The 13457-nt window shown below is 69.2% G+C and carries 12 protein-coding genes; 4 read left to right on the top strand and 8 right to left on the bottom strand.

Annotation, left to right across the window (positions count from 1 at the left end; genetic code table 11):
- Positions 1–189: 189 nt before the first annotated feature.
- The 4 genes from ABDW61_RS08270 to ABDW61_RS08255 all read right to left on the bottom strand — a co-directional run bounded on the left by ABDW61_RS08270 (position 190) and on the right by ABDW61_RS08255 (position 7182).
- Positions 190–1602 carry a TolC family protein gene (locus ABDW61_RS08270; protein ID WP_343637960.1) on the bottom strand — a complete coding sequence of 471 codons (1413 nt, stop codon included), beginning with the start codon at positions 1600–1602 and terminating at the stop codon, positions 190–192.
- A 94-nt stretch (positions 1603–1696) separates the two neighbouring features.
- Complete coding sequence (locus tag ABDW61_RS08265; protein WP_343637959.1) at positions 1697–2905, bottom strand: HlyD family type I secretion periplasmic adaptor subunit; 1209 nt, start codon at positions 2903–2905, stop codon at positions 1697–1699.
- A 10-nt stretch (positions 2906–2915) separates the two neighbouring features.
- On the bottom strand, positions 2916–5309 hold the full coding sequence (locus tag ABDW61_RS08260) for a type I secretion system permease/ATPase (RefSeq protein WP_343637958.1): 2394 nt from the start codon (positions 5307–5309) through the stop codon (positions 2916–2918).
- Between the two features lie 19 nt (positions 5310–5328).
- Positions 5329–7182 carry an acetylglucosamine transferase gene (locus ABDW61_RS08255; RefSeq protein WP_343637957.1) on the bottom strand — a complete coding sequence of 618 codons (1854 nt, stop codon included), beginning with the start codon at positions 7180–7182 and terminating at the stop codon, positions 5329–5331.
- A gap of 426 nt (positions 7183–7608) precedes the next feature.
- On the opposite strand from ABDW61_RS08255, the gene ABDW61_RS08250 reads away from it, so the two are divergent.
- Positions 7609–8088: a hypothetical protein gene (locus tag ABDW61_RS08250; RefSeq protein WP_343637956.1), complete on the top strand. Its 480-nt coding sequence runs from the start codon at positions 7609–7611 to the stop codon at positions 8086–8088.
- Between the two features lie 3 nt (positions 8089–8091).
- Here the strand turns inward: ABDW61_RS08250 and ABDW61_RS08245 are convergent, their stop codons facing one another.
- Complete coding sequence (locus ABDW61_RS08245; RefSeq protein WP_343637955.1) at positions 8092–8598, bottom strand: DUF1993 domain-containing protein; 507 nt, start codon at positions 8596–8598, stop codon at positions 8092–8094.
- Positions 8599–8733: 135 nt separating this feature from the next.
- On the opposite strand from ABDW61_RS08245, the gene ABDW61_RS08240 reads away from it, so the two are divergent.
- Genes ABDW61_RS08240 through ABDW61_RS08230 form a run of 3 tightly spaced genes read left to right on the top strand, consistent with a single transcriptional unit; the run spans position 8734 to position 10921 of the window.
- Complete coding sequence (locus tag ABDW61_RS08240; protein WP_343637954.1) at positions 8734–9741, top strand: D-2-hydroxyacid dehydrogenase family protein; 1008 nt, start codon at positions 8734–8736, stop codon at positions 9739–9741.
- Positions 9738–10361: a chromate transporter gene (locus tag ABDW61_RS08235; protein WP_343637953.1), complete on the top strand. Its 624-nt coding sequence runs from the start codon at positions 9738–9740 to the stop codon at positions 10359–10361. The genes ABDW61_RS08240 and ABDW61_RS08235 overlap by 4 nt, the downstream gene beginning before the upstream one ends.
- Complete coding sequence (locus ABDW61_RS08230) at positions 10358–10921, top strand: chromate transporter (protein ID WP_343637952.1); 564 nt, start codon at positions 10358–10360, stop codon at positions 10919–10921. The genes ABDW61_RS08235 and ABDW61_RS08230 overlap by 4 nt, the downstream gene beginning before the upstream one ends.
- A 22-nt stretch (positions 10922–10943) precedes the next feature.
- Here ABDW61_RS08230 and upp read toward each other — a convergent pair whose 3' ends face one another.
- The 3 genes from upp to rlmB all read right to left on the bottom strand — a co-directional run bounded on the left by upp (position 10944) and on the right by rlmB (position 13370).
- Positions 10944–11576: a uracil phosphoribosyltransferase gene (upp, locus tag ABDW61_RS08225; protein WP_343637951.1), complete on the bottom strand. Its 633-nt coding sequence runs from the start codon at positions 11574–11576 to the stop codon at positions 10944–10946.
- A 96-nt stretch (positions 11577–11672) separates the two neighbouring features.
- Positions 11673–12539 (bottom strand): DUF6216 family protein, encoded by an 867-nt coding sequence (locus ABDW61_RS08220; protein ID WP_343637950.1) that lies wholly within the window; start codon positions 12537–12539, stop codon positions 11673–11675.
- Between the two features lie 78 nt (positions 12540–12617).
- On the bottom strand, positions 12618–13370 hold the full coding sequence (gene rlmB, locus ABDW61_RS08215; protein ID WP_343637949.1) for a 23S rRNA (guanosine(2251)-2'-O)-methyltransferase RlmB: 753 nt from the start codon (positions 13368–13370) through the stop codon (positions 12618–12620).
- Positions 13371–13457 lie beyond the last annotated feature (87 nt).

The raw sequence follows: 13457 nt of genomic DNA, 5'->3' as shown, positions 1-13457 counted from the left end.
GCTTCGACGTCTACTTCTGCCATCACAAAGTGCGCACGATCGACTTGTGCCAGGCTGACTAACCTGGATTGGACCTGTTACCCATGTCCTGGCACACCTGTTACCTATGTCCCCGGTCCATACACTCCCCCCGTGGGGGCGAGGGAGTTGGTGTGGCGCCGCTTGGGGGAATGGCGCCTCGCCGGGGAGTCAGCGCAGCGGCGTGACCACGCCCCGGCCTTGCGACCAGATGATCGCCACGACCTGCTGGGCGTCGTAGAGCGCGTTCACATGCGCGATGCGCATCGAGTAGTAGTCGCCCTCGGCCGCCATCACGTCGAACAGGGAGCGCTTGCCGAGCTGCTGCCACTGCTGCAGCGTGAAGCCCCGCACCCGCTCGCTGTTGCGCAGGATGTCCACCAGCCGGCGCGAGCGGTCCAGCGACGAGGACGCCGCCTCGTACATCTCCTGGACGCGGTAGCGCTTGGCATCGATGGTCTCGTCGCGCTGCAGCGACGCCGCCTGCGCGCGCCGGCGCGCCGAGGTCAGCGCCGAATCCGCGCCCGGCTGCACGATCGGGATGTTGACCGTCACACCGCCCACCCAGTCGGTCTGGCGCGCCTGGCCTACCGTCGTGTTGCCGGAGACCAGCAGGCTCACGCTGGGCTGCTGCCCGGCGCGCACCGATTCCGCGTAGCTGCGCTGCGCCTGCGCCTGCGCGGCCGCCGCGGCCACGTCCGGCGAGACCATAACGTCGGCCAGCATTTCATTGAGGTCAGGAAGGCGCGCCAGCACCGAGCTCATCGCCGCGCCGCGCGGCAGCTCGTCACCGACGAAGCGCTTGAGCCGCACCTCCGTCTGACGCAGCGCCGACGTCGTCTGCTCATAGGACAGGTCGGCCTGCTGCAGGCTCTTCTGCGCCTGCACCAGTTCGCTGGCGCGGCCGCGGTCGGCCTTGGTGATGATGTCCAGCGCCTCGACCAGGCAGGCCATCTTGCGCACGTACTGGCTGTAGACCTGCGCCTGCAGCTGGTAGCGGCCGCGGTCCAGCGCCAGCGACACAGTCTGCAGCGCGACCTGCTCCTCGGCGCTCGACTGGCCGTAGCGCGCCGCCTCGAGCAACTGCGACTTCCATTCGGTGAGCTTGGTGATGCGGCCCGAGTCGTAGATCGGCGCGGTCACGCTCAGCGAGCCGCGGCCCTGCAGGCCGCTGGTGTGCGTGCCCGGGCCATCGCCCGGCAGGATGGTGCCGGTGTGGGCGCCGGTCAGGCCCAGCGTCACCGTGGGCATGCGCTGCGCCTTGGCTTCCTCGAAGTCGGCTTCGGCCGCCTGCGTCAGCAGCCGAGTCGCGCCCAGCGCCTTGCTGCGGTTCAGCGCACGGTTGACCAGCTCCTGCAGCTGCGTGCGCGGATCGGAGTCGGCCACTTCCAGCAGCGCGGCATCCTTGGCGGACAGCTGCGCGGGCGGCAGCGTGCGCTCGTCCGAGCAGCGGCTGGGCGGCGGGTCCTGCGCGAGGACGGGCGCGCTGAACGCCGCGAGCGCGGCCGCGACGGCGGCGCTCCAGGCGGACAGGCGATGGAAGGAGGCGCGCCGCATGCTCCGGCGCGGAGTCGAGATGGTCATGGTCACGCGTACTGCAAGCAAATTCCCATGCCCTCTACTGGACCAGCTTGGCAGCAAACCGAAGCGCCGATAAGGCGGCGCCAGACCGGTCAGTTCAGCGCTCGCGAAGCGCTTCTTTGGACTTCATCATCGGCCGCAACAGATAGCTCAGCACCGAGCGCTCGCCGGTGCGGATGTCCACCATCGCCGTCATGCCGGGAATCACCGGCAGCGGCTCGCCCTTGGCTCGCAGCGTGTTGCGCTCGGCCGTGATGAGCACGCGGTAGTAGGTGCCCTCGTTGTTCTTCTCGGTCTCGCCCAGCGCGTCGGGGCTGACGTACTCGATCTTGCCGTGCAGCCCGCCGTTGACGTTGAAGTCGTAGCCGTTGAGCTTGACGATGGCCTGCTGCCCGACCTGGATGTAGCCGATGTCCTTGGGCTTGATGCGCGCCTCGATCAGGATGCGCGGGCCGATGGGGACGATCTCCATGATGGGCGCGCCGGAGGCGATCACGCCGCCCACCGTGTTCATCTTGATGTTCTTGACCAGGCCCTTGACCGGCGACTTCAGCACTGAACGCGTCACCGCGTCACGGCGCACGACGAGCTGCTCGTCCATCTGCGCCAGATCGGTCTGCGCCTTGGACAGCTCGGTACTGGCGTCCTGGCGGAAACGGCTGATGCGCTCGTTGCGCTGCTGCTGCAGCTCGTTGACCTGGCGCGTGACGCGCATCACCTCGACGTTGGACATCAGGCCCTTGGACGCCATGTCCTGCGCCAGCTTCTGCTCGGTGGCGAGCAGCCCGATGCTGCGGTTGATGCTGGACGTCGCCTCGTCGAGCACACGGCGGCGGGTGTCGAAGACCTCGGTCTCGCTGTCGACCAGGCGCTGCACCTTGCGCACCTCGTCGGGGAACTTCAGCGGCACGCCCAGCGCCTCGGCGCGCAGCCGCGCCACCTGCGCCATCAGGCCCAGGCGCTTGGCCTGGCTCTCGTTCTCGGCGGCCTCGGCGCGGGTCGGGTCGAGCTCGGCCAGCGGCTGGCCCGCCTCCACCTCCTCGCCCTCGTGCACCAGCAGCTTGCCCAGCGTGCCGGACTCCAGGCTGGCGATGACCTGCTCCTTGCCGTCGGGCACGATGCGCGCGTCGCTGCGGGTGACCTCGTCGACGGTGGCGATCGAGGACCAGACCAGCCCCACCAGCAGCACCGCCGCCAGCAGGTACAGGGCCCAGACGGCGCGCGGCAGCGGCTCGTCGATCAACGCCGACTGGACGCTGCTGACGAACAGGCCTTCCTCGCGGCTGAGGGTGGTGGACTTGGACATGGCGCGGAGCTCAGACGGACGCGGCGCGGTTCACGGCCTGCGCGGCCGGATGCACGTGGACGGGAGCGCCCTGCGGCGCCTGGCCCGGCTGGGGCTGCGGCTGGGCGGGCTGCTGGCCCGGCGGACGGGCGCCCGACAGCGCGGCCAGGACCTGGTCGCGCGGACCATCCATGACCAGCCGGCCGCTGTCGACGACGACGATGCGCGAGACCAGCTCCAGCACCGCCGGGCGGTGCGTGACCATGATCAGCGTGCAGCTGCCGGCGGCGTCGCGCAGCTGGCGCAGGAAGGCGATCTCGGACTGTGCGTCCATGGAGCTGGTGGGCTCGTCCATCAGCAGGATCTGCGGCTTGGTGACCAGGCTGCGCGCCAGCGCCACCAGCTGGCGCTGGCCGCCCGAGAGCAGCGAGCCCATCTCGCCAACCGGCAGGTCCCAGCCCATCGGGTGGCCGGCGACGACGCGGTCCAGGCCGGTCAGCTTGGCGACCTCGACCAGACGCTGGGCGTCGACATGGCGGCCCATCAGCACGTTGTCGCGCAGCGTGCCGTGGAACAGCCGCGGCTCCTGCGAGACGAACCCGACCTTGCCTCGGAACTCCGCCGGATCGACCTGGCGCAGGTCGATGCCGTCGATCTCGACGTTGCCCTCGGTCGGCTGGTAGAGGCCGGCCAGCATGCGCAGCACCGTCGACTTGCCCGAGCCGATGCGGCCCAGGATCGCGAGCCGCTCGCCCGGCTGGATGCGCAGCGTGACGTTGCGCAGCACCTTGGGCGACTGCGCGTCGCCCTGCGCGGGATAGGAGAAGCCGACGTCGTTCAGGCCGATGCGGCCGGTGATCTGGTTCAGCGGGACGTAGTTGCGGGTGGCGTCGCGCTCCACCGGCGCGCTCATCACCGCATTCAGCGACAGCATCGCGGCGCGCGCGCCCTGATAGCGCGTGGCCAGGCTGACCAGGCTGTTCAGCGGCACCGTGGCGCGGCCGGCGAACATCACCGCGCCGATCAGCGCACCGGCGCTGATCACGCTCTCGTTGATCAGGTAGACGCCCCACACCAGCATGACCAGGTTGATCAGCTGCTGCATCGTCATCGAGATGTTCATGCTCCAGCTGGCCATGGTGCGGGCCTTGAGCGCGGACTCGGCGACGATGGCGGTGGACTGCTCGTAGCGGCGCAGGAAGCGGCCTTCGGCGCCGGTGGTCTTGAGATCCTCCAGCCCTTCGAGCGCCTCGACCAGCGTGCCGTGCAGGTCGGCCGCCTCGGTCATGTTGGTGCGCATCGCGCGGCGCAGGTAGCCCTGGATGCCGAAGCTCATCAGCAGCATCAGCGGGATCGCCGCCATCAGCACCCAGCCCAGCGGGCCGCCGATGATGAAGGTCATCGCCACGAACAGCACCACGAACGGCAGGTCGGTCAGCACCGACATGGTGGCGGAGGTGAAGAAGTCGCGCACCACCTCGACCTGGGCCAGGTAGTGGGCATAGGAGCCGGCCGACGCGGGGCGGTGTTCCATGCGCACGCCCAGCGTCTGGCGGAACAGCTTGGCGCCGACGATCAGGTCGGTCTTGCGCCCGGCCAGGTCGATCAGGTGGGCGCGCAACTGGCGCGCGAAGAGGTCGAAGACCAGCGCCAGCCCGGCGCCCACGGCCAGCGTCCACAGCGTGACGAAGGCCTGGTGCGGGATGACCTTGTCGTAGATGACCGAGGTCACCAGGCCCGACACCATCATCAGCACGTTGCTCAGCAGCGCGGCCAGCATCGACGCGCGGTAGTACGGGATGAAGCGCTTGAGCGTGCCGAACAGCCAGTGCGAACCGGCCTGCAGCAGCGGCGCCTCGTCCTTCATGCCGCCGGCGATCGGCTTGGCCTGCGAGACCTCCTGCGGCGTCACCGCCAGGATGAAGCCGCTGTACTCCTGATCCAGCTCCGCGGCCGGGGCGACGCAGGCGGCGGCCTCCGGGCCGGGGAACACGACTTCGTAGCGCACGCCGCTGGCGGCGTCGTCCTCCAGACGGCGCACCAGCACGCAGGCGTCGCCGCCATTGAGCAGCAGCACCGCCGGCAGCAGCAGCTGGTTGATCTCCTCGATGCCCTTGCGCAGCAGGCCGGCGTTGTAGCCGGCCTCGCGCATCAGGCGGATGGCCTGGTCGGGGCTGATGGCGCCCTCGACCGGGGCGCCGGCGCGCAGCGACTCGGCCGAGCGCGCGCGGCCATGGTGCTGGGTCAGCCACGCCAGGCACTGCAGCAGCGGATCGATGGCCGGCTGCTGGGCCAGATCCGCCAGCGGATCGTGCGGCTCCTCCGGCATGCCGGGCGCGCGCTGGCCGTCCTCGGCCGCCAGGCGCAGGCCGGGGCGGCGGGCGCGCTGGTCGCCGTCGAAGAAGGGGTCGTGCGGCCGGTTCATTTATCGAATCTTGTCCATGTCAGCCGCGATGGGCGAGGGCCAATTGCTCGAATTCACGCTCGATGGCCCGCACGATCGCCGGCATGTCGAAAAGTGCGCTGTCGCGGCCGGCGTCGCGCAGGTAGCGCTTGTAGGACTTGGCGCGGCCCGGATTCAGGCCGATCTGGATGGCGCGCTGGACGTATTCCTCCAGCGAGAAGGTGATCAGGTCCGGCAGGCCGACGGCCGTCAGCAGGCTGCCGCACATGCGGGAGATGTAGCTGCGGCCGGAGCGGGTCAGGATGGGCGTGCCCATCCAGAGGCAGTCGCTGGCGGTGGTGCCGGCGTTGTAGGGGAAGGTGTCCAGCACCAGGTCCGGCAGCTGGAAGCGCGCCAGGTAGTCCGGCGGCGCCACGCGCGGGGCGAAGATCAGGCGGGCGGCATCGATGCCGGCGGCCTCGGCTTCGCGGCGCAGGTTGGCCTTGGCCCACTCGTTGTCCGCCAGCAGCCACAGCACCGAGCCCGGCACACCATGCAGGATGCGCATCCAGGCGCCGAACATCTCGGCATTCATCTTGTGGTTGTTGTTGAACGAGCAGAAGACGAAGGCGTCCTCGGGAAGCTCGTACTGGGCGCGGGTCGGGTCGGCGCCGATCTCGCGCTGGCGGTCGCTGACCTGGTAGCAGTGCGGCAGGTAGATCGGCTTTTCGCTGCAGTACGGCAGGTATTCCGGCGGCATCACGAAGCGGTCCGCGATGATCCAGTCCACGCCGGGCAGCAGCGACGTCGCGGGCAGGCCCAGATAGCTGACCTGCACCGGCGCCGGGCGGTGCGCCAGGATGTTGGGGCGGGCGCCGCTGGTCAGGCCCTGCAGGTCCACCAGCACGTCGATGCCGGCCTGCGCGATCAGCTTGGCGGCGGTGGCGTCGTCCAGGCCGTGCAGGCGCCAGACCTTGTCCATCGACATCAGGATGCGTTTGCGCAGCGCGGTGCCGTCGTCGCGGCTCCAGTCAAAGGCGTGGATCTCGAATTTCTCGCGGTCGTGCAGGCTGTAGAGCTCGGCGGTCAGCAGGCCCACGGCGTGCATGCACAGGTCGCCGGAGAGGTAGCCGATCTTGATCTTCCCTTGCTGGCGCGCGGCAACCGAGACGGGGTGCTTCCAGAGCGCGTCCTTCTGCCGGGTCACCTTCTCGTGGACGAAGCGCTGGGCGGCGCCCATCTGCAGCGCGGGATCGTCGGTGGCGCTCAGCGTGGCCAGCAGCGAGGTCGCGATCAGCAGCCTGTTGTGGGTGACCTCGCCGAAGGGCTGGTACACCGGCCACTTGCACTGCTTCTGGCGGATGTGGACGTAATGTTGCATCACGTCCGTCTGCTCGGGGTTGAGGGTCAGGCTGCGGACCATCAGCGCCTCGGACTCCTCGTAGCGGCGCTGCAGCTCGAGCAGCCGGGCGGCGTTGTTGAAGGCGTGGGTGCGCAGGCCGGTGACGTCGGCGCCGAGCGCCTCGATCGGGCCTTCGCTCTCGTAGACCGCGCGCCAGGCGTCGAGCGCCTCGTCGACGCGGCCCAGGTGCTCGAGCTGATGACCCAGGTTCAGGCGGCCCTGCGCGAAGCTGGGACTGATGGCCAGCGCCTGGCGGTAGACCTGCTCGGCGCGCTCATGCTGCTGGATGTTGCCCAGCACCGTGCCCCAGTTGTAGAGCGCCACCAGGCGCGCGGCGGGCGGCTGGTCGGTGCGGCTGAGCCAGGTTTCGTAGAGATGGGCGGCGGCGTCGCCCAGGTTCTGGCCCTGGAAGAAGTTGCCCCGGTCCATCAGTTCCGGCAGCGGGAGCGTGCCCTCCCGGGCGCGGATCAGCAGCTGCTCCCATTCCGGGGCCAGCGGGGCGGGAACGCTCAAGTTCGGCATGCTGGGGCGGGCGATGTCCATGTGAGAGGGCTTTCAGGGCGCTGACGCAGCCGGCGGGCGCGGCCGGACGCTCCGGCGCGGGCCCAAGGCCGCCTTCTCGAATTGTGTCCCTGCGTTCCCGGAGGTATCCCGGCAAATGGACGGTGCGGACCGTCCAATTCCCTGCCAGGCGATCCCGCCCTGGGCGCGCCGCGGAACACCGGCGACCCGCCCAATGAGCCCATATCGGCCGCCGGATCGGGAACTTGAGCACGATTTGAGGCATCCGTCACGGTCTTATCGGGCGTTGCGGCGGCCGGGGCGACTTCCACAATCGCCCCGCGATCCGGGCCTCAGAGCCGGGACGCCGCGCGAGGATGGTCCGATGGACGTCGAGGGACGCGCGTTCCGACACCCGCAAGAAACCACAAGAAGCACATGAAGGCCAAGCCAAAACTGTCTCGTTGGGATGACCTGGTGGAAGCGGCGCCCGCCGCCGGGCTGGACGAGGTCGAAACGCGGGCGATGAATGATGAGCTCACGCGGCGGCGGCACGGGGATTCGATCTTCCAGAGCCTGATGCGCTTGTGGCCGGGGGATGGCCGGCGGCCGCAGGCGAGCGCCCGGGCGAGTGCGCGGGCGATGGCGAGGCTGCGAGCGGCCTTCCGCGCCAGCGTGTCGGATCTGGCGGATGGGGCGCAGACCGCCGACGAGGAGACGCGGGAGCGCGTGGGCGCCCTGCTCCGCCACTTGGTGCACGCGCGGCATCCGCAGGACCTGTGGCATCTGCGCACGGCGATCTACACCGAAGTGGCGCGGGCCTTCGATCAGGCGGAGGCCGAGGCGCGGCTGCTCATGCTCAACCGGCAGCTCGAGCAGGGAAAGAGCCTGCTGCGCAGGCTCCTGGACCGAGGCTGAGCCTTACTTGGGCTGCCCCAGGAAATCCAGTTTCCCCAGCGGCACGCCCGCGTGGCGCAGCAGCGCGTACAGCGTCGTGGCGTGGAAGTAGAAGTTGGGCAGGTTGAAGAAGCGCAGGAAGTCCTGGCCCTCGAACTGCAGCGGCTCCTTGTCGCGCCGCGGCACGCTGATCGGGCGCGTCTCCGCGCCGTTGATCTGCCCGGCGTCGACGGTCTTCAGGAAGTCGCGCGTCTTCTGCAGGCGCTGCAGCAGCTCGTCGAGCGTGGCCTCGTTGTCGGGCCAGCTCGGCACCTCGATGCCGGCCAGGCGCGCCGCGCCGCTCTTGGCGGAATCGCTGGCGATCTGGATCTGCCGCGCCAGCGGCAACATGTCCGGCGCCAGGCGCAGGGTCAGATACACCGATTCGTCGAAGCCCTTGGCCTTGGCGTGATCGCGCGCGGTGCGGATCCAGGTCTGCATGTTGGCGAGCATGCGGTCGAACACCGGCACGGTGGCGGCGTACAGGTCCATGGAAGTCTCCTTGTCTTGGACTGGGGGGATGCGAAGCGGCGCGATGCTAGTCGCTGTTCCGATCTGTTGCACGGCGCTCGCCCAATGGCCTTCAGCGAGTCAAACGAGGCGAGTAGGATCAACCCCCGCACGCCTATGAACATCATCATCCTCGACGACTACCAGGACGCCGTGCGCAAGCTGCCTTGCGCCGCCAAGCTGGACGCGCTGAACGCCAAGGTCTTCACCAACACCGTCAAGGGGATCGGCCAGTTGTCGATCCGGCTGCGGGATGCCGAAGTCCTCGTAACGATCCGCGAACGCACCCACTTCCCGCGCCAACTGCTGGAAAAACTCCCCAAGCTCAAGCTGATCTCGCAGACCGGCCGGGTCGGCAAGCACATCGATCTGGACGCCTGCACCCGGCTCGGGATCGCCGTGGCCGAAGGCGGCGGATCGCCGATCGCGCCCGCCGAGTTGACCTGGGCGCTGATCATGGCCGCGATGCGCCGGCTGCCGCAGTACATCGCCACGCTCAAGCACGGCGTGTGGCAGCAGTCGGGGCTGAAATCGGGCTCGATGCCGCCCAACTTCGGACTCGGCATGGTGCTCAGAGGCAAGACGCTGGGCATCTGGGGCTACGGCAAGATCGGCCAGCTCGTGGCCGGCTACGGCAAGGCCTTCGGCATGCAGGTCATCGTGTGGGGCAGCGAGGGCTCGCGCCTGCGCGCCCAGGCCGACGGCCATCAGGCGGCCGACAGCCGCGAGGCCTTCTTCGAGCAGGCCGACGTGCTGTCGCTGCACCTGCGGCTCTCGGACGAGACCACGGGCCTGGTCACCGGCGAGGACCTGGCGCGGATGAAGCCGACCTCGCTGTTCGTGAACACCTCGCGCGCGGAGCTGGTGGCCGACGGCGCGCTGGTGTCCGGCCTGAACCGCGGCCGCCCCGGCATGGCGGCGGTCGACGTGTTCGAATCCGAACCCATCCTGCAAGGGCATCCGCTGCTGCGGCTCGAGAACGCCGTGTGCACGCCGCACATCGGCTATGTCGAGCAGGACAGCTATCAGATGTACTTCGACGCGGCCTTCGACAACGTGCTGAATTACATGGCGGGCAAGCCCACCAACATCGTCAATCCGGATGCGCTGAAGGTGCACCGGTGAGCCCGACCCCCTCCCCCGCGCCCGTGCTCCCGGACGGCGATCCGGCGCCCGCGGTGGCGCTGGCGCGGCCCGAATCCCTTTCGCATCTGTTCTGGGCCTTCAGCCGGCTGGCGCTGCAGGGCTTTGGCGGCGTGCTGGCGGTGGCGCAGCGGGAGCTGGTCGAGCGGCTGGGCTGGATGAGCCGCGAGGAGTTCGTCGAGACGCTGGCCGTGGCGCAGGTGCTGCCGGGGCCCAACATCGTGAACATCTCGCTGATGATCGGCGACCGCTTCTTCGGCCTGCGCGGCGCGATGGTGGCGCTGCTGGGGATGATGGGTTTCCCGGCGCTGATCGTGCTGACGCTGGCGGCGCTGTCGACGACCTGGCTGGCGTCTGCGGCGATGACGGGCGCGCTGCGCGGCATGGGCGCGGTGTCGGCGGGGCTGATCCTGGCCACGGGGCTGAAGCTGCTGCCCTCGCTGCGCACGAACCCGGTCGGGCTGTGGCCGGGGCTGGCGCTGGCGGCGCTGGTGTTCGGCGCGACGGTGTGGCTGAAGCTGCCGCTGTTCTGGATCGTGCTGAGCGTGGGCGGTCTGGGCATGACGCTGGCGCTGATCGCGCTGAAGCGGAGCCGCGCATGAGCGCGCTGCTGATGGGCCCGCTCAGCTGGCCGGAGCTGGGCGCGCTGATGCTGCACTTCCTGATGCTGTCGCTGCTGTCGATCGGCGGCGCGATCACGACGGCGCCGGACATGCACCGCTACCTGGTGGACGAGCGGCACTGGCTGACCGATCAGAGCTTCACCAGTTCGATCGCGCTGGCGCAGGCGGCACCGGGCCCGAACATCCTGTTCGTGGCGGTGCTGGGGTTCAACGTGTCGGGGCTGGTGGGCGCGGCGGCCGCGATGCTGGGCATCCTGCTGCCGTCCACGACGCTGGTCGTGGCGGCGACGCGCTGGGCGCGCAACAACCGCGAGCATCTGGGGGTGCGCGCGTTCACCGTGGGCATGGCACCGCTGACGCTGGGGCTGATGATCGCCACCGGCTGGCTGCTGGCGGCGCCCTACCTCGTCGAGCCCGGCCACCGCTGGGCCACGCTGGCGATGATCGTGGCCACCGTGGTGCTCACGATGCGGACCAAGATCGGGATCGTGTGGATGGTCTTGGCGGGCGGCGTGCTGGGGGCGTTCGGATTCGTTTGACCGGCCCCGTGCGCGCAGGACCTCAAGCGTCCTTGGTACCGAAGATCTTGTCCCCCGCGTCGCCCAGTCCCGGGATGATGTAGCCGTTCTCGTTGAGGTGCGAGTCGATCGCCGCGGTCCAGCAGCGCACGTCCGGATGGGCCTTGTTCAGCGCCGCCACCCCTTCCGGCGCCGCGACCAGCACCAGCGCGCGGATGTCCTTGCAGCCGCGCTTCTTCAGCAGATCGACCGTCGCGATCATCGATCCCGCCGTCGCCAGCATCGGGTCGACGATCAGCGCCGTGCGCTGGTCCAGCTGCCCGACGAACTTCTCGAAGTAGTTCACCGGCTGCAGCGTCTCGTGGTCGCGCGCCAGGCCGACCACGCTGACCTTGGCGTTGGGCATCATGTCCAGCACGCCGTCCAGCATGCCCAGGCCCGCGCGCAGGATGGGCACCACGGTCACCTTGCGCCCGGCGATCTGATCGATCTCCACCGGCCCGCACCAGCCGTCGATCGTCGTCTTCTCGAGCGGGAAGTCCGCCGTCGCCTCGTAGGCCAGCAGCCGCGCGACCTCGCCGGTCAGCTCGCGGAACTTCTTGGTGGACATGTCGCCCTCCCGCATCAGGCCGATCTTGTGCTTGACGAGGGGGTGCGTGACTTCGATGACGGCCATGGCTTGCGGTTCCGGTAGACGTTCGGGCCCTCGCGGGCGCCTTCAAATGATGACGCGGCCCGGAGGGGCCGCAGTGCCGCAATTATCTCGCGCCGGCTACATGAGCGCCGGATCGATCACCGGGCGTGGAGGGGGCCGCTGCTTCAAGCGCTCGAGCAGCTCGTGCGCCGCCATGCCACGACTGCTGGCCAGCCACGCCGAGACCGCCACGAACAGGCACATCCCCGTCGCGATCATGAAAGCGAACTTCTGCAGCGGCACATCGTCGCGGAATTTCTTCATCAGGACCGGGTCCGCCAGCAGACCGCAGAGCGATTGACGCTCGTCGGGCGCAAAGCCTTCTCCGGCACCTGCCGCTTTCCCTTCCGCCTGGCCCGGATGCGCCTTCGAGGCTTCGCACGCACCCCGCGTCACCTCGTCACGGTTGAACAACCCCCGCGCCGACTCATCCTTCAGCACGAACATCGTGCCGGACGACCTGAAGTTGAGGATGGGATGAGGCAGCCACATGGCGATCGAGGAGGCCAGCGTCAACGGCGCCAACAGAATGGAGACCGCCATCGCCGCCGCGAGCCAGCGCTTGGGCCACAGGCGATCCTCACGAACCGCCAGCGCGTCCACGTCGAAGAGATTCGGACCACAGCGGCCGATATCGCCGATGTCCTCGTCGTGACTCCGCAGCCATGACCGCAGCGCCGTCAGTTGCCGCTGCGTGCGCAGTTGGGGAAGGAATCGGAAGCGGATCTCGATCAGCTCCCGATGGTCCCGGAGCATCGCGCCGGCATCCCGGTCCGGATCAATGGCATGTCCGGCCAGCAATTGCCAGATGCGCTCGAACACCACGCTGAAGGAACGGGTGCGCCGAATGATCCAGTACAGCATCCCGAAGAACCCCAGCATCACGACCAGGGCAAAGGGCAGCGGAAGCCAATCCGCGATGCTGTTGATGACCTGTTGTTCCATGGCTCTCGCTCGACTTGAACAGCCTCAGGATCACACGGCGCCGGCTCGTGGCGCGACCCAAGGTCCGGGCAGCGCGGACTACTTCGCGCGTTGCCGCTGCCGCAGCGCCTCGTACAGGCACACGCCGGCCGCGACCGAGACATTCAGGCTCTCCACCGCGCCCTGCATCGGGATGCGCACCAGCTCGTCGCAGGTCTTGCCCGTCAGCTGCCGCATGCCAGCGCCCTCAGCGCCCAGCACCAGCGCCACCGGCCCCGTCAGGTCCAGGTCGTACAGCGTCTTCTCCGCCTGGTCCGAGGTGCCGATCACCCAGATGTCGCGCTCCTTGAGCTCGCCCAGCGTGCGCGCCAGGTTCGTCACCATCAGGTAGGGCACCGTCTCCGCGGCGCCGCTGGCGACCTTGGCCACCGTCGCGTTCAGACCCACCGCGTGATCCTTGGGCGCGACCACCGCGTGCGCGCCCGCGCCGTCAGCCACCCGCAGACAGGCGCCGAGGTTGTGCGGATCGGTCACGCCGTCCAGCACCAGCACGAGCGGCGGGCCCTCGGCCTCGTCCAGCACCTCGTCCAGCGAGTGCGACTTGGCCACCGCCTTGACCCGCGCCACCACGCCCTGATGGCGGTGCGTGCCGCACAGCGCCTTGAGCCGGTCGTCATCGCTCTCGACCAGCCGCGCGCCCGCGGCCTCGGCCTTCTCGAGGAAGCCGCGCATGCGCTGGTCCTTGCGGGTGGCGTCGAAGAGGATCTCCTGCACCGATTCAGGCGCCGTCTTCAGGCGCACGGTGACGGCGTGGAAGCCGAACAGGATCTGGGTCTTGGAAGGGGCACTCATGGGGCGCGATTGTGGCAGGCCCCGCCGCATCGGCCAGCGTCCTGGCGTGCCGCTGGACGGCGAGCCGTCGAACACCGGACCCGCATC

Source organism: Roseateles sp. (genome assembly GCF_039595595.1).
Lineage (GTDB): Bacteria > Pseudomonadota > Gammaproteobacteria > Burkholderiales > Burkholderiaceae_C > Roseateles.
This window is presented reverse-complemented; position numbering and strand designations above follow the sequence as displayed.